Below are 14,289 nucleotides of genomic sequence, written 5' to 3'. Positions count from 1 at the left end.
GCCTGTCGAGGTCCTAGCGCTGTTGCAGCGCCAGCCGGATGCCCAAGGCGCAATAGATGCCGCCGACAGCCTTGCCTTGCCATCTCAGCACCGTCGGGTTTCGGCGCAGGAATGCACCGAGGCCGCCCGCACCCACGGCGAAAACCAGCGTGCTGATGAGGCCCAACAGAACAAAGATCACGCCCAATGTCGCCAGTTGAAGCATCACCGATCCGTTTTCAGGCCGCACGAACTGCGGAAGAAATGCAAGGAAGAAAAGCGCGGTCTTGGGGTTGAGAACCTCGGTCAAAACAGCCTGCCGAAATGCTTTGGCAGCGGGGATCGCAAGTGCGCCGGCGGCCGGATAGGCAGGCGTTTTCTCGATGATCGCGCGAATGCCGAGATAAATGAGGTAGGCTGCGCCGATGTATTTCACGATGCTGAAAAGCGCCGCCGACGTGGCAATGATCGCCGAAATGCCGACGATCGCCATGAAGGTGTGAACCACGTCGCCGGCCGCGATCCCCGCGCCGGTCGCGATGCCAACCCTGGTTCCGGAACTGGTAGCCCGCGCCACGGTCAGAAGGGTGGCCGGACCGGGGATGAAGACAAAGCCAAGCACAACCGCGACATACGCAATCAATGTGGTGAGATCGATCATTGGTGGGCGTCTCCGCAACTCTCACCGCGAATGAAAGCCACGTCTTGGAACGGAAGGCAATGACCGCTCTCCCCCGACTTCACGCGGCTGGTTCGGCTTTGCCTGTCACCTTGAGCGCGAAGGCGTAGGTGAAGGCGATTTCCTCCAGCCTGGAAAACCGGCCGGAGGCGCCGGCATGGCCTGAATCCATGTTGATCTTGAACAGAACCGGATTCCCACCTGTCTTGCGGTCGCGCAACCGCGCCACCCATTTGGCCGGCTCCCAATAGGTGACACGCGGGTCGGTCAGGCCGGCCAGCGCCAGGATCGGCGGATAGTCGAGTGCGGCGATATTGTCGTAGGGCGAGTAGGCAGCGATGGTCCGGTAATCCTCCGCCGAGGCGATCGGGTTGCCCCATTCCGGCCATTCCGGCGGCGTCAGCGGCAAGCTGGCGTCGAGCATGGTGGTGAGCACGTCGACGAAGGGAACCTCGGCGACGATGCCGCCGAAGCATTGCGGCGCCATGTTGGCGACCGCGCCCATCAGCATGCCGCCGGCCGAACCGCCTTGCGCAACGATGCGGTCATGCTGCGTATAGCGTTCGGCGACGAGGTGGTGGGCGGCAGCGACAAAATCGGTGAACGTATTCATCTTGTTCGCCCGCTTGCCGTCGTCGTACCAGCCATAACCCTTGTCCTTGCCGCCGCGGACATGGGCAATCGCGTAGACAAAGCCGCGGTCGACCAGCGAAAACAAATTGGTGTTGAACGCGGCCGGCACGGCTATGCCGTAAGAGCCGTAGCCGTAAAGCAGGCAAGGCGCCGACCCGTCGAGCGGCGTGTCGCGGTGATGGAGGAGCGAGATCGGCACCAGTTCGCCGTCGGCGGCAGGCGCCATCAGCCGGCGCGTGACATAGTGCTCCGGGTCATGGCCGGACGGCACTTCCTGGGTCTTGAGCAGCACGCGCTCGCGGGTGCGCATGTTGTAATCGAAGACCTGCGCCGGGGTCGTCATCGACGAATAGGAAAAGCGCATGATTTCGGTGTCGTATTCGTAGGAGCCGGACAGGCCGAGCGAGAAGGCTTCCTCGTCGAAGGAGATCAGGTGCTCTTCGCCGCTCTTGCGATCGCGCACGACGATGCGTGGCAGGCCTTCCTTGCGCTCCAGCCGGACCATGTGGTCCTTGAAGCCGATTACCGAAAGGATCAGCCGGCCCGCTTCGTGCGGCACCAGTTCCTGCCAGTTGGCGCGCACCGGATCATGGGCCGGCGCCGTCATGATCTTGAAGTCCTTGGCGCCGTCGGCATTTGTGAGGATGAAGAAGATGTCGCCGCCTTCCTCAAGGTCGTACTGCAAGCCGGTCTGGCGTGCCGCAACCAGCTTCGGCTCTGCGGACGGTTCGTTGGCGTTCATGATGCGATATTCCGAGGTCTCATGGTCGTTGATGCCGATCATGATCCACTCGTTGGAGCGTGTGCCGCCGACATCCATGAAGAAGCCCGGATCGGTTTCCTCGTAGATCAGCCGGTCGTTTTCAGGACTATCGCCAAGCGCATGGAACAGCACTTTGGAAGGACGGTGGTTGGGGTCGAGGCGGGTGTAGAAAAAACCGTCATTGCCGGCATCCCACACACCGCCGCCGCCGGTGTCGGGGACCCTGTCCGCCAGATCGTTGCCGCCGGCGAGATCGCGGACGCGCAGCGTGTAGAATTCGGAACCCTTGTCGTCGAAGGCCCAGAGCAGCTTGCGGTGGTCGTCCGAATGATCGACGCCGCCCAGGCGGAAATAGGGCTTGCCCTCGGCCTCGGCATCGCCGTCGAGCAAGATCTGCTTGTCGCCGCCGTCGCGCGCCGTGCGGAAATAACGCGGCTGCTGGCCGCCAAGCTTGAAGGAGGAGCCGTAGGCGTAAGGCCCGTCCTTCATCGGCACGGAAGAATCGTCTTCCTTGATGCGTCCCTTCATTTCCGCGAAAAGCTGTTTCTGCAGTTGGACCGTATCGGCCATCAGCGCCGCCTGGTAAGCATTCTCGGCTTCGAGGTGGGCGCGGATCTGGCCGTCGAGCAGCGACGGGTCCCTGAACATCTCTTGCCAATTCACGGCCCTCAGCCAGGCATAGTCGTCCGTCCGCGTCATGCCGTGATGCGTGTCGAAGATCGGCCGCTTCTCCGGCTGCGGCGGGGTGGCGGTCGGAAACACTGAGGTTCTGGTCATTGCGTCTCGCTGTGGAAGTTATTTGAATGGCGAATGAACACGCCGATCAGCGCGGGTTCAAGGGCTACGATCTATTGTCGTGGTGGCTCAAGAGGACGGGCTGGAGGAGAGGACAGTGAATATTTTTTCTCGGACTGCCGCGGCCCTCGCCGTCGCTGCGATGACCCTGGCCAATGCCGGTCAATCTCATGCAACTGCCTTTGCGGCTTGGCAAGTGGCCAATGTGCCGTTCGGCGACACGCTCAATGTGCGCAAATATCCTTCAGGAACTTCGCAGAAGCAGGCCGCCTATCCCAACGGGACGGTTCTGCAGATGACCGGCAAATGCACCGGTGGGATAAACCTGCTCGACATGACCAGCCAAACCTACTGGCAGCAGAAACAGAAGATCCGCCATCGCTGGTGCGAAGTCTGGCACGATCCGGCACAGCGCGGCCAGTTCGTCACCGGCTGGGTCTACGGAAAATACATCACCCCGTTTCAGTGACGCAGCACGCCGCTCCGGCCGACGGCTCACGAGCAACAGTAACGCTTCGCAACCTATGATTTTACTGAATCCGCCGATCGGCCAGGCTGTAATGCTGCCGGCAGGATCAAGCATCGAGCTCTATTTACCTGCTGCCGTCTGTGTAATGGCTGCTTGCCGCGGCGTCAGTCGATGCTGGTCTGACCAGAAAAAACGGCAAAGTTACACTCTGCACGAAAGAGTGAAGCTGAATATGAAAGATTTGACTTGTATCGCTGAATAGAGCGCAAGAAGCGAATTGACTTACTTGACGCTCAGGCCCATTAAGATGCCGCGACGCGAATCGCGGAGGCTTTTTCCTGCACAAGTTCGCGCGATGCCCAACTATCGAAACGGGCGCAAACAGAAACAATTCTCGTTGGGGCCTGAACGCCATGGATATTACCGAAACACCTTCCAGAAACAGTGACGCGCTGATCGAGCTCACCGCCGATGTGGTGGCCGCCTATGTCAGCAACAATCCCGTGCCGGTCGGCGAATTGCCGAACCTCATCGCCGATGTCCATGCCGCTCTCGGGCGCGTCGGCGGGGCCGCCGAGCAGCCGCCTGCCGACAAGCAGAAGCCGGCGGTAAATCCGAAGCGTTCGGTGCATGACGACTACATCATCTGTCTCGAAGACGGCAAGAAGTTCAAGTCGCTCAAGCGTCACTTGATGACCCACTATGATCTGACGCCCGACCAGTATCGCGAAAAGTGGAACCTGGACCCGAGCTATCCGATGGTTGCGCCCAATTATGCGGCCGCCCGTTCGCAGCTCGCCAAGAAGATGGGTCTCGGTCGCAAGCGCAAGGGACGCTGACAAGCGGCTCTTCCGGTTTGACACTCAAGCGGCGCCTTCGGGCGCCGTTTTGTATTGTGGGGAGACCAAGCTCGGGCCGCCAGTTCTTCATACTGCCGGTAATTGCCGTCCGGTCAGGCGGTCTGCTTCAGCGCCGCCTCGGCGTCACGCTTGATACGCTTGACCATCGAGCGAAGACCATTGGCGCGCTGCGGCGACAGGTGCTCGTCAAGTCCGAGTGCCTTTAGCGTTGCCTCTGCGTCGGTCCTCTGGATTTCGCTGGCGGGCCGTCCCGAAAACAGCGCCAGCATGATGGCAACCAGGCCGCGCACGATATGGGCGTCGGAATCGCCCTTGAAGGTGATAACGGGATTGGCACCCTCGCCTTGCTCGGTGGTCAGCCAGACCTGGCTGACGCAGCCGGGCACCTTGTTGGCTTGTATGCGTTGCTCGTCGGGAAATGGCGGCAGCGCTTCACCCAGTTCAATCACATACCGATAGCGGTCTTCCCACTCGTCGAGCAGGGAAAAGTCGTCGCGGATGGTCTGGATCGTCGTGGTCATTTCCCCGGATATAGTCATCCGGCGCGGCCGCGTCACGGAAAAAGAGGAGAAACGCCGCAGGCGCCGAGAGCGGGGCGCCCTGCGGTTTAGCGATGGATTCGGCCGAAACAGTCTCAGTTCTTTGCCGGCAAGTGCACTTTCGCCGGCAAATCGACTTTCGCCGGCAAGACGATTTCCTCGGGCACGCTGCCGGTGGTCGTCACCGTATCGGGTTCAGCGGCCTTGTCGTCCAGCATGGCGGCCGCGATCTTGGCGGTCTCCTTTGCGCGGGCGGTGATGGTGTGCATTGCCGATTTGCCGGTCTCGCACACGTCCGGCTTGCGCTCGCAGATGCCGGCGATGTCGCCGACGGCTTCGCGCGCGGCAAACAGCGCCTGGAGCGGTCCGACGCTTTCACGGCCCGCATCATCGGAGCCGACACCCAGCGGCAGCGCCAGAAGCACCAGCGAAAACCAGAAAGCAGCTCTTATCAGAAAGCCCATCTGTCTGTCCTTTATGACGGTCATGCATCCGAACCGCACGACCCCTGTACGGCGATATTGGCACGGACGCGCAAAGGACGGCTTGTCCCGAAAGCAACAGTTTTCCTCAAATTTTAGGCAGATTCGAAACGAAGCGTTTTGAAATTCATTTGCCTCGAACGACTTAGATTTTATTCAGCAAAGGGTAACCATCCAACCTGTTGTTTTTCCTGCTCATTTTTTGAACCGGCGACAGTTTGGCGGCCTCGGCCGCAGGTCCAGGCGCGGGCGGTCCGGATAACGCTCCGTTTACTATGGCGGCAATTGCCCCGGTTTTTCGCCGCCGGTATCCCGATATTTGCAGCCGGCCGGGGGACGATCGGCCCAGCCTTATCCATTCCTTAAACGCTGGATGCGAGTTTCGGATCGACAAAAGCCACCTGCAAAGCAGGGCCGTTCACGACCGGGTGCGTTGAGTTGAGTGCGATCAAGGCCAGATACGCCGAGTTGCCGGGCGCGATAGCCGCCGGTTGCGAACGGATGGTTCATCCGTCCGTCCTCGGCCAGGACGACCGCCGCCGCCACAGCCGGTTCATTGGCGTCATGCTGGCGGCTCCGTTCTTCAGCGCAGGTGCAGCGGTGACGCTGGTCACGTCGGGCATGGGCGCGGCCGTGACTGTGGCTGCGATCTTTGCCGCGTTCGGCCTTTGCTGGTTCGCCGCCCTGCTGGTGGCTGCATCGGGTAAGATCACCCTGGCCGGCCAACTAGCCTTGGTCGTGAGCAGTGTTGCCCTGGGTGCCCTTGTCGCTGCCGCCGGCGGTGTGGCCTCGCCGGTTGCCGTGCTTGCGGTGGCGCTGCCGTTTGAAGCCTGGTGGATCGGCCAGTCGCGCCGTGCCGTGATCTGGGGCGCCATATCGGCCCTTGTCGCAGTCTTGCTGCAGCCTTTCGCCGGTTCCGTCTTGCCGCTCGGCCAGACCGAAATCGCCGCATGGCACTGGCTGGTACCACTGGCCTGGGCGCTCACGCTCTTTCCGCGTGTCGCTCCACTTCGTGGCGCCGCCAACGCACAGCTCGATCCTGCCGGCAGCGACCGGCTCGAAGACCTGATCGACGCTGTCGTGCTGCGAATAGCGGCGCATGGCGAGGTTCTGGACGCCTCGACCAAGGCGCGCACGATGCTCAGGCTGCCGCCGGAGTTGCTTTTCGGCGCCGGGCTTTTCGATCGCATCCATCTGTCCGACCGCGTCCCGTATCTCAGCGCGCTGGCCGATATGCGCGATGGCGCTCTGTCGCGCCGGCTCGACCTTCGCGTCCGGCTGCCGCAGAACAGCGGCGTGACGGCCGACAATTACCGGCCGTTCTCGCTCGAGATGATGCGCGCGCCGGGGCAGGAGACTGTCTTCACGCTCGTTCTGCGCGAGAATGATGAACTGGCCGGACTGCGCCAGGAGCTTGCCGCCGCCAATGAAGCGGCTGCCTCGGCCGAGGTGGCGAAAGGACGCTTCCTTGCCGTCGTCAGCCACGAGCTGCGCACCCCGCTCAATGCCATCATCGGTTTTTCGGACATGCTGCTGCACGAGATGTTCGGCACCTTCAAGGATCCGCGCCAGAAGGAATATGTCGGCTTGGTACGGGATTCGGGCCAGCACCTGCTTGCCGTCGTCACCTCGATACTCGACGTATCGCGGATCGAATCGGGCGCCTATGCGACCGAACCGGAACCGTTCCGCTTCCGCGAAGCGGTCGAGATGTGCCAGTCGATGATGCGCCTGCAAGCCGAGGCAAAAGCCATTGATCTGCAGGCCCAGATCGCGCCGGACGCAGGTGAAATAAATGCCGACCGTCGCGCCGTGCAGCAGATCCTGATCAATCTCGTCTCCAACGCGATCAAGTTCACGCCCGAAGGCGGCAACGTCGTCATCGGCGCCAAGCGGATCGGCTCGCGGCTGCATTTCTGGGTCCGGGACACCGGCATTGGCATCGCCGAGGAAGATTTAGCCAATCTCGGCAAGCCGTTCATGCAGATACAGAACGACTATACCCGTCGGTTCGAAGGCACCGGGCTTGGGCTTTCGCTGGTGAAGGGGCTGGTGGCGCTGCACGACGGCACCATGTCGATCGAAAGCATGCCGGGCGAGGGCACCACGGTAACGATCAGCCTTCCCGTGAACGGCCCGACGGGCCACTCGGCGGAGAAGACCGGCGTGGTGCCGATGTCCGCGGCCAAAGCCAGAGCGGACGGTGGCAAAGGGGAGAGCAATGGGTCGCTCCGCAAAACAGCCTAAGGCGGTCAAACGCCGCGGCAATGCCTTCGAGCACGGAGCGATGGCTCTGGGCAGCCTGATCTCGCGCAACCCAGTTGTGGTCGGCGGCTCCACCGCATTCCTGGTGACGCTGTTCTACGTCTCGGCGAACGCTCTTTGGTACCAGCCCTTTCCGCACGCCGGCGCGTTTTTCGTCACCAGGAGCATCGAGCGCTTTCCCCGGGCGGACAGCGACGAGCCCGAAACCACCATCAACATCGTGCGTCCGGCGGCTGCGCCGATCAAGAGCGACCCGGTCGTCGAGCAGGTCCAGGGCATATTGAAGGATCTCGATTTCTATTCCGGCACCGTCGACGGCATTCCCGGACCGAATACGCGCAAGGCCATCCAGGCCTATCAGCAGAAGGTCGGATTGAATGCCTCCGGCGAGATCGACAGCATTCTGCTGGATCAACTGGGTGCCACGCCGACGACCGCGGCCGTGGTGCCGCATCCCGTGCCGCGGCCGGTCGAAACGGCCGCTGTTCCAGCCGCCATTCCAGCGTCCGCACCGGCAAATGCGGCGGCACCTGATCCCCGCATCGTCAAGATCCAGGCCGGACTGAAAGCTTTCGGCAATGACGACATGCAATTGGACGGCGTCGTCGGCGCACGCACCAAGGCCGCGATCAAGGAATTCCAGGCGCTTTTCGGCCTGCCCGAGACCGGCGAGCCCGACGAGATCGTCTACGTCAAGATGCGCGAGATCGGCCTGACCAACTGAGGGTCGTGACGGCCGCACGCCGGTCGCTCGGCAAAGACCGGTTACAGTCTTCCGGCCAATGCTGTAAGGACCGCCGCATGGCCAGGAATTCTCCATGCGGGTAACCACCGACCTGTGGGTATCGGCGCTGTTGCGTCGGGTTTTCAGCGCCGGCGGCTTTGCCGCCGTGGTCAAGCGCGGCGCGACGGAAGCCGGCGCGGTTTTCGTGCTGGCGCGGGGCAGGCTGGGGGAGATGGCGCTGTTCGGGCCGGCGCCGCAGACGAGCTACGATTCGGCCAGGCCGGACGACCGTTTCTTCAGCCTTCTCGGCGAGGGCGACGATGCCGCCATCTTCGACGCGCGGCTGGAGCGCGAGAAGAAATTCGATCCCGATATCTGGGTGGTCGAGGTCGAGGCGGGCGCCATTCCCGTTGAGGAGCTTATCTCGGTCAAGTTGCCGTAACTTTTCAGACGCGACGCGCCTTTGGGACAGCGGCAACATCGGCGCTGTTCGGCTTGTGCAGGTCGGCGTTTGCGGCGACGCGCCCGGGCTTGCGAACGATTTTCGACACGGTGTCGGCCTTCCAGCCGCGGAGCCTGTCCAACGCCGCGTCGCGGTGCAGCAGGCGGTAGCGGTCGAGGAAGATGCGGATCGCCTGCGGGTGCGGAAACTCGGTCGGATAGATGGTGGCCGTGATCAGGAACGCCTTGTCTTCGCTGAGGTCGAGCGCGCGCAAGGCGGCCAGCAGCGGTGTGTAATTTTGGCTCGTGGTGAGCGTCCGCGCCGTTGAAAAATCGACTTCGAGCGCATCGGCGAGCGCTGTCTGGAAGAATGCCGCATTGCCGGTCAGCGCGGTCTCGCGCAGCTTGACATAGGTTTGCGGCTCGACGAACGGACCGATAGCGGTGCCGCTCTCGGCGCGCATCATGGATCGCAACCGGCGGCGTACTGTTTCGGCGGCATCGGAAGCCTCTTGCCTGTTGGCATCGCTCGCAACCACTTCGGCGTTTTCGGACGCGGCTTTGGCGGTTGTTTCCGGCTGCTGTTGCGACCGCACCAGCGTCGGCCTTTCGAGCACTTTGATGAGATCCGCGATCGTTTGATTGAGATCCTTGCGGCGGGCAATGGCACGGGCATGCGGCAGCCCGTGGCGCCCGATCAGCGCGATGAGGTCGACGTCGCTGAGGGCACGCGAGCGGATGAGCAGCGGAGCGGCGATATCGACCCGCTCCTGGCAAAGCCGCCGCACCAGCGCGGCGGGTGCATATTCGCATTCGGAAAGGGCTGCCGCGACGTAGCGGCGCGATTCGACCGAGACATTGTCGAAAAGCGGCAGCGTCAGGTCTTCGAGCTGCGCGATCTCGCGGCGTGAAGGTCGGGTGAGCGAACAGAACGCCGACACCGCGGCGCGGAACAGCCTCTCGGCCTTTCCCGATTCAGCTCCTGCTGCGATTTGCCTGAAATCCGAAGCTGACACGAAGGATACGCCCGACACTCGACACGATCTGGACTGCGCTCTGCCGGGCTGTACCGGTTTCGCGTTTCCCAAGAACAAAGATCAATTTAGCGGCGATCCGTTAGCGCTCCGTTAACCTACTGCCTCCTTAATCGATTATGGAGGCGTTGCGTTGTGCTCCGGGGCAACCGAGAGGAATACGCGAACCATGGGCATGGTACTGTCTTTCGTGCCGCGAACGGCGGCAACCAATCGAGCACAACAAACCGCGGGAACGCCGGCGGCGGTGATCATCTTTCCCGGGGTCCGCTACGAGCAGCGGCCGCTGACCGGCGAGACGCGGCCGGTCGGCCCCGATAAGCCGGGACCTTCGGGGACATTGCCGGTACCGCATCACTGAGCATCGGAAGTGGGTTAAAAATCCTGCAGTTCGCAGGAACTCTGTTCGAGAAACCGCGAGACGATCGGCTTCCAGCTGTCGTCGGGCACGAACGAGCGGATGACGAACATGCCTTCCGCTATCGGCGCTTCGACGAAGATCGCCCCTTGCAGTTCCGCGGGAAGATTCTTGCGGGCCTCGATCATCTGCGCCGGCGTCAGCACCACGGTGTCGAGCACGCCTGCGGTCGCGCTGCGGTCGTTGAACGAGTAGATGTTGTGGCCGCCGCGGTCATAGACCGATATCGACCAGAACGGCACCTTTCCCGGCGCCTTGACCCGCACCATCCCCTCGGCAAGGTCGAAGCGGCAAGCCGCCGCATAAAACAGCGGATCGACCGATTTCACCACCGGCGCGCCGCCGGCTTCCGCGTCGAGCCTGGTCATCTTGTAGAGATCCGAAGCCATGGCCAATCGCGACCAGGCGTCGCGTTCGGAAAACTCGGGGACGAGCAGCAGCACGATGATGTGCACGATGCCGCCGCCAAGCAGGCCGAGCAGCACGGCATGCAGCAGGCTACGCATTGCAGCCGACCTTCTGGATCTGCGGCAGCGTGACGTCCGAGAGGCCGGTGCTGCTGGCGATCGGCGTGTCATAGAACGTGAGCACGAAGTACATCCCGCCGGCGCCGCTGGTCAGCAGCCAGTTGTCGGGCGCCGGGCGGCTGCCGACGGAAATGATCACCGAATTGTCGGCCTCGCGCAGCACTTGATAGGACTGCAGCGCAGCCAGCCTCGGCTTGCCGGTCTCGATCACGCCAAGCGACCGATCTGCGGCATAGAGGGTCCAGAACCGGGCGGTGGGAAAGCCGCCCGCAATCTTGTAGGCACATTGCCGCTTGAGTTGCTCGCCGCCGGAATCGCGCTCGGCGATGAAGGACAGTCCTTCCGCCTGTCCGAGCGCCAGCACGCCTTCGCGCGCCACGCGGGCCTTCGAATAAGGATCCGCCGTCGGCGTGCCGATATCGGGGAAGGCGGTCCATTGGCCGATCCTGATGGCGCCGACGCCGTCCTGCAGCTTCAGTGCATACCAGACGCTGCCGCCACCGCCGACGACGGCGATGGCAAGCGAAAGCAGTGTCAGGAAGGCATTCTTGAGCATGAGGAGCCGGGGAACCGAAGGCCGGGGACTGAAAGACTGTCGCTCGGGATATCGCGGTGCGGGGGCTTGTGGCAAGCGGCCCTGTGGAATTGACCGCTCAGAGCGCCGAGAGGGTCTCCGGTGCAGCGGGCGCGTCGAGCACGGGTGCCGCCTGGAACAGCTTGGTGAGTTCCTTCAGGGTCTGGGTGGTCCGGCTGGACAGCACCGGCGGACGCTCGGCGGCGGCATCGGCTGCTGCCTGTTCGGCGCTCTTCTTTTCCGCTTCCTCGGCCTTGGCAGCGATTTCGGCATCGACGAAGGGGTGATCGAGGCCAGGGATCGGTCTGAGGTCGATATTCTGGTGCGCATAGAGCATCAGGCGCTGCCACACCATGGCCGGCAGGGTGCCGCCGGTCATCTTGTTGGTCGCGGTGAAGTCGTCATTGCCAAGCCAGACGGCGGCCGTGTAGTTGCCGGTAAAGCCGACAAACCAGGCATCGCGGTAGGACTGGGTCGTGCCGGTCTTGCCGGCGACGACGATGTTTGGAAGGGCCGCGCGCCGGGCCGTACCGATCACCGGAACGGCGGCCAGCATGGTGTTCATGTATTTGAGCGCCTGCTCCGACAGCACCCGGTGCGGCGGCGGCGCATCCTTGGCGAAGTCGTAGACCACCTCGCCGGTGCGGGTGAAGAGTTGGCTGACGCCGTGCCGGGTTCCGGCAAAGCCGTTCTGGGCGAACACGCTGTAGCCCGTCGCCTGGTCCATCACGGTCATGCCCGACGTGCCGAGCACCATGGTCTTGTGTGATTCCAGCGGCGACTCGACGCCCATCGCCTCGGCCATCGCCTTGATCGGCTTTATGCCGAGATAATCCTTGGCCAGCCGCACCGGCACGGTGTTGATCGATTTGGCCATCGCCGTGATCAGCGTCACCTTGCCGGCCGACCCGCCATTGTAATTGTGGGGCGACCAACTGCCCCAGGAGATGGGTCCGCCGGAAACCACCGAATCCGGCGTGAAGCCATGCTCCATCGCCGTCGCATAGACATAGGGCTTGAACGAGGAGCCGGTCTGGCGAAGTGCCTTGGTGGCGCGGTTGAACTGGCTGGCGCCGTAGTCGCGGCCGCCGACGATCGCCCGGACCGCGCCGTTGGTCTCGATGACGACGATGGCGCCCTCGGTGACGTTGTATTCCTTGCCGAACTGGCGGAGGTGGAACTCCATCGATTCTTCGGCCGCCTTCTGGATGTTGGCGTCGAAGGTGGTGTGGGCGACAAGCGAGTGCGGGCCGCCTTTGGCGGCGATCTTCTTGACCTCTTCGAAGGCCCAATCGAGATAGTAGTCGGGGCTTTTCTGCTCGCCGCGATCAACGATTTCGGCCGGGTGTAATCTTGCCTGCAGCACCTGGCCTTCGGTCATGAAGCCGGAATCGACCAGGTTGGACAGCACGACATTGGCGCGCGCCCGGGCGGCGGGCAGGTTTATGTGCGGCGCATATTTGGTCGGTGCCTTGAACAGGCCGGCCAGCATCGCCGCCTCGGCAAGGTTCAGGTCCTTGACGCTCTTGCCGAAATAGAAATCTGCCGCCGCCTCGATGCCGAAGGTGCCGCCGCCCATATAGGCGCGGTCGAGGTAAAGCTGCAGGATTTCCTTCTTCGACAGATTGGCTTCGAGCCATAGCGACAGGAAGGCTTCCTTGATCTTGCGCTCGAATGTCCGCTCATTGGTCAAGAACAGGTTCTTGGCCAGCTGCTGGGTGATGCTCGAGCCGCCCTGGACGACGGAATTCGCCCGCACGTTCTCGAATATGGCCCGCGACAGGCCAAGCACGTCGATGCCGTAATGGTCGAAGAAGCGCCGGTCCTCGGTGGCCAGCACCGCCTTGATGACATGGTCGGGCATCTCGTCGACCGGCACCGAATCGCGCTGGATGATGCCGCGCTGGCCGATCTCGTTGCCGTAGCGGTCGAGGAAGGTGACGGCGAAATCGCCCTGCGTGCGCCAGTCGCCGGCGGTTATCTGAAAGGCCGGCAAGGCCAGCGCCAAAAGCACGACGATGCCGCCGGCACCGAGCGTAAACCCTTCACTCAACAGTTCGATCATGCCGCGGCGCCAGCCGCCGACGCGGAAACGCCGCGAGAAGATGGTCGCCGCTTCCCAGAACTGACGCGCCCTGAAGCCGATTTCGTAGACCGAGGAATCGATCCACGCATCCACCGCCAGCAGCCTTGCCGCGATCGGACCTCTTCTCTTGCGTGGTTCCAAAGGACTGGCCATTCCAGGATCCGGCTGCGGCGATGCCGCCACCTGAGAAACCGCATGCCGGCAATTTCAGGGCGGCGCGCCTTGCAAGACTATTCGTCCATTTTGGTGCTGCCGACAAGGGCGATGAAGGTAAGGGCGATGAAGATATAGCGGGCGGTTCGTCGAGGGGAAGACGACTCCCGCGAGGCGTCAGCGCAGGATGTTGGCTGCCCTGCGCGAGTAGGTGGTGCCGTCGAGTTGGGCTAGCATGAAGGTCGGCACGCGCCAGCGTCGGCAGCAGCGACGCCGACCGGATGCCGTTTGCCGTGCGGAATTCACCCGTTGCCGCTCCATTGCTCAACTTGGGCGGCTCAACCTGGGCGGCTCCACGATGGTCCAGTCGAGCCTGGATTGAACGATCAGGCTTTCCTTCACCTCGTGGTCCGCCACCTCATGGCGCAGAACCAACGGTACGATGACGCCGCCAAGTAGCGGCCCCAGTTGCCGCCGCTCGGAGATAAGCTTGACCGCACCATGCAGGCACTGACGGCGCTTGTGCGTTCGGGCAAGAATCGCATTCAGCTGGCGCTGATCAGCGACGAGACGCGATAAGGGTCTGGTGCCGCGCTTGCGCGGGGTGCCGAGGATTGGCAATCGTCACATGGGACGCTTGTCCGCGATCTTTTTCGGGTCGCGGCCTATCGTGCCGGCGTCGGCTTTCCTGTGCTTGTCGGCAAGCCTGCGAATGCGATCGAAGCGGCTTTCCTCTGCCACTTTGGTCTTCGTGGCTGCATTTGGCTTCGGGACGAATGCGATCATGGATCGATCTCCTTGCCGATGGCGCGCGCCGGGGAATATCCCCCGGCGGCTGTCTTTCAGGCTTGTTTCCGGCAGCGGCTGG

The 14,289-nt window shown here is 62.8% G+C and carries 16 protein-coding genes; 6 read left to right on the top strand and 10 right to left on the bottom strand.

Going from position 1 to position 14,289, the window contains the following annotated elements; translation table 11 throughout:
• Window positions 1–13 precede the first annotated feature (13 nt).
• Both NKH91_RS22125 and NKH91_RS22120 read right to left on the bottom strand, forming a co-directional pair.
• Window positions 14–640, bottom strand: a complete 627-nt coding sequence (locus tag NKH91_RS22125; protein ID WP_352848204.1) for a LysE family translocator — start codon at window positions 638–640, stop codon at window positions 14–16.
• Window positions 641–719: 79 nt separating this feature from the next.
• Window positions 720–2,831 carry a S9 family peptidase gene (locus NKH91_RS22120; protein ID WP_352848206.1) on the bottom strand — a complete coding sequence of 704 codons (2,112 nt, stop codon included), beginning with the start codon at window positions 2,829–2,831 and terminating at the stop codon, window positions 720–722.
• A gap of 115 nt (window positions 2,832–2,946) precedes the next feature.
• Here NKH91_RS22120 and NKH91_RS22115 point away from each other — a divergent pair, with 115 nt between their 5' ends.
• Window positions 2,947–3,318 carry an SH3 domain-containing protein gene (locus NKH91_RS22115; RefSeq protein WP_352848209.1) on the top strand — a complete coding sequence of 124 codons (372 nt, stop codon included), beginning with the start codon at window positions 2,947–2,949 and terminating at the stop codon, window positions 3,316–3,318.
• A 413-nt stretch (window positions 3,319–3,731) separates the two neighbouring features.
• The gene (locus tag NKH91_RS22110) at window positions 3,732–4,157 is read left to right on the top strand and encodes a Ros/MucR family transcriptional regulator (protein WP_023677844.1); all 426 of its coding nucleotides are present in this window, start codon (window positions 3,732–3,734) and stop codon (window positions 4,155–4,157) included.
• Between the two features lie 113 nt (window positions 4,158–4,270).
• Here NKH91_RS22110 and NKH91_RS22105 read toward each other — a convergent pair whose 3' ends face one another.
• Entirely contained in the window at window positions 4,271–4,699 is a 429-nt protein-coding gene (locus NKH91_RS22105; protein WP_023718407.1) for a SufE family protein, read from the bottom strand.
• A 113-nt stretch (window positions 4,700–4,812) separates the two neighbouring features.
• A complete protein-coding gene (locus tag NKH91_RS22100; RefSeq protein ID WP_023718406.1) occupies window positions 4,813–5,181 on the bottom strand; it encodes a DUF5330 domain-containing protein in 369 nt (122 codons plus the stop codon).
• 519 nt (window positions 5,182–5,700) lie between these two features.
• On the opposite strand from NKH91_RS22100, the gene NKH91_RS22095 reads away from it, so the two are divergent.
• The 3 genes from NKH91_RS22095 (at window position 5,701) to NKH91_RS22085 (ending at window position 8,630) form a co-directional block, all read left to right on the top strand.
• Window positions 5,701–7,446, top strand: a complete 1,746-nt coding sequence (locus NKH91_RS22095) for an ATP-binding protein (protein ID WP_352848262.1) — start codon at window positions 5,701–5,703, stop codon at window positions 7,444–7,446.
• Window positions 7,421–8,188, top strand: coding sequence for a peptidoglycan-binding domain-containing protein (locus NKH91_RS22090; RefSeq protein WP_023718404.1), 768 nt, complete (start codon window positions 7,421–7,423; stop codon window positions 8,186–8,188). The genes NKH91_RS22095 and NKH91_RS22090 overlap by 26 nt, the downstream gene beginning before the upstream one ends.
• 94 nt (window positions 8,189–8,282) lie before the next feature.
• Entirely contained in the window at window positions 8,283–8,630 is a 348-nt protein-coding gene (locus tag NKH91_RS22085; RefSeq protein ID WP_023718403.1) for a DUF1491 family protein, read from the top strand.
• Window positions 8,631–8,634: 4 nt separating this feature from the next.
• On the opposite strand, the gene NKH91_RS22080 is transcribed toward NKH91_RS22085, so the two are convergent.
• Window positions 8,635–9,645 carry a DUF2336 domain-containing protein gene (locus NKH91_RS22080; protein WP_352848212.1) on the bottom strand — a complete coding sequence of 337 codons (1,011 nt, stop codon included), beginning with the start codon at window positions 9,643–9,645 and terminating at the stop codon, window positions 8,635–8,637.
• A gap of 187 nt (window positions 9,646–9,832) precedes the next feature.
• On the opposite strand from NKH91_RS22080, the gene NKH91_RS22075 reads away from it, so the two are divergent.
• Complete coding sequence (locus NKH91_RS22075; RefSeq protein WP_031193791.1) at window positions 9,833–10,024, top strand: hypothetical protein; 192 nt, start codon at window positions 9,833–9,835, stop codon at window positions 10,022–10,024.
• A 14-nt stretch (window positions 10,025–10,038) separates the two neighbouring features.
• Here the strand turns inward: NKH91_RS22075 and NKH91_RS22070 are convergent, their stop codons facing one another.
• The 5 genes from NKH91_RS22070 to NKH91_RS22050 form a co-directional block, all read right to left on the bottom strand.
• A complete protein-coding gene (locus NKH91_RS22070) occupies window positions 10,039–10,587 on the bottom strand; it encodes a DUF1254 domain-containing protein (protein WP_352885409.1) in 549 nt (182 codons plus the stop codon).
• Window positions 10,580–11,164 (bottom strand): DUF1214 domain-containing protein, encoded by a 585-nt coding sequence (locus NKH91_RS22065; RefSeq protein WP_023718400.1) that lies wholly within the window; start codon window positions 11,162–11,164, stop codon window positions 10,580–10,582. The genes NKH91_RS22070 and NKH91_RS22065 overlap by 8 nt, the downstream gene beginning before the upstream one ends.
• Before the next feature lie 97 nt (window positions 11,165–11,261).
• A complete protein-coding gene (locus NKH91_RS22060) occupies window positions 11,262–13,421 on the bottom strand; it encodes a transglycosylase domain-containing protein (protein WP_023718399.1) in 2,160 nt (719 codons plus the stop codon).
• Window positions 13,422–13,745: 324 nt separating this feature from the next.
• A complete protein-coding gene (locus NKH91_RS22055; protein WP_352814766.1) occupies window positions 13,746–14,042 on the bottom strand; it encodes a hypothetical protein in 297 nt (98 codons plus the stop codon).
• A 3-nt stretch (window positions 14,043–14,045) separates the two neighbouring features.
• On the bottom strand, window positions 14,046–14,207 hold the full coding sequence (locus NKH91_RS22050; protein WP_023718397.1) for a hypothetical protein: 162 nt from the start codon (window positions 14,205–14,207) through the stop codon (window positions 14,046–14,048).
• Between the last annotated feature and the right edge of the window lie 82 nt (window positions 14,208–14,289).

Origin of the sequence: Mesorhizobium sp. M0894 (assembly GCF_040319725.1) — a bacterium.
GTDB lineage: Bacteria > Pseudomonadota > Alphaproteobacteria > Rhizobiales > Rhizobiaceae > Mesorhizobium.
Note: the sequence above shows the minus strand (reverse complement) of the source record. Positions and strands in the feature narration are given on the sequence as shown.

Bases quoted from the DNA above. Each gene is read 5' to 3' on its own strand.
- NKH91_RS22090 (WP_023718404.1), top strand. From the start codon at position 7,421: ATGGGTCGCTCCGCAAAACAGCCTAAGGCGGTCAAACGCCGCGGCAAT.
- NKH91_RS22125 (WP_352848204.1), bottom strand. From the start codon at position 640: ATGATCGATCTCACCACATTGATTGCGTATGTCGCGGTTGTGCTTGGC.
- NKH91_RS22120 (WP_352848206.1), bottom strand. From the start codon at position 2,831: ATGACCAGAACCTCAGTGTTTCCGACCGCCACCCCGCCGCAGCCGGAG.
- NKH91_RS22105 (WP_023718407.1), bottom strand. From the start codon at position 4,699: ATGACCACGACGATCCAGACCATCCGCGACGACTTTTCCCTGCTCGAC.
- NKH91_RS22060 (WP_023718399.1), bottom strand. From the start codon at position 13,421: ATGGCCAGTCCTTTGGAACCACGCAAGAGAAGAGGTCCGATCGCGGCA.
- NKH91_RS22085 (WP_023718403.1), top strand. From the start codon at position 8,283: ATGCGGGTAACCACCGACCTGTGGGTATCGGCGCTGTTGCGTCGGGTT.
- NKH91_RS22095 (WP_352848262.1), top strand. From the start codon at position 5,701: ATGGTTCATCCGTCCGTCCTCGGCCAGGACGACCGCCGCCGCCACAGC.
- NKH91_RS22075 (WP_031193791.1), top strand. From the start codon at position 9,833: ATGGGCATGGTACTGTCTTTCGTGCCGCGAACGGCGGCAACCAATCGA.
- NKH91_RS22100 (WP_023718406.1), bottom strand. From the start codon at position 5,181: ATGGGCTTTCTGATAAGAGCTGCTTTCTGGTTTTCGCTGGTGCTTCTG.
- NKH91_RS22065 (WP_023718400.1), bottom strand. From the start codon at position 11,164: ATGCTCAAGAATGCCTTCCTGACACTGCTTTCGCTTGCCATCGCCGTC.
- NKH91_RS22110 (WP_023677844.1), top strand. From the start codon at position 3,732: ATGGATATTACCGAAACACCTTCCAGAAACAGTGACGCGCTGATCGAG.
- NKH91_RS22070 (WP_352885409.1), bottom strand. From the start codon at position 10,587: ATGCGTAGCCTGCTGCATGCCGTGCTGCTCGGCCTGCTTGGCGGCGGC.
- NKH91_RS22050 (WP_023718397.1), bottom strand. From the start codon at position 14,207: ATGATCGCATTCGTCCCGAAGCCAAATGCAGCCACGAAGACCAAAGTG.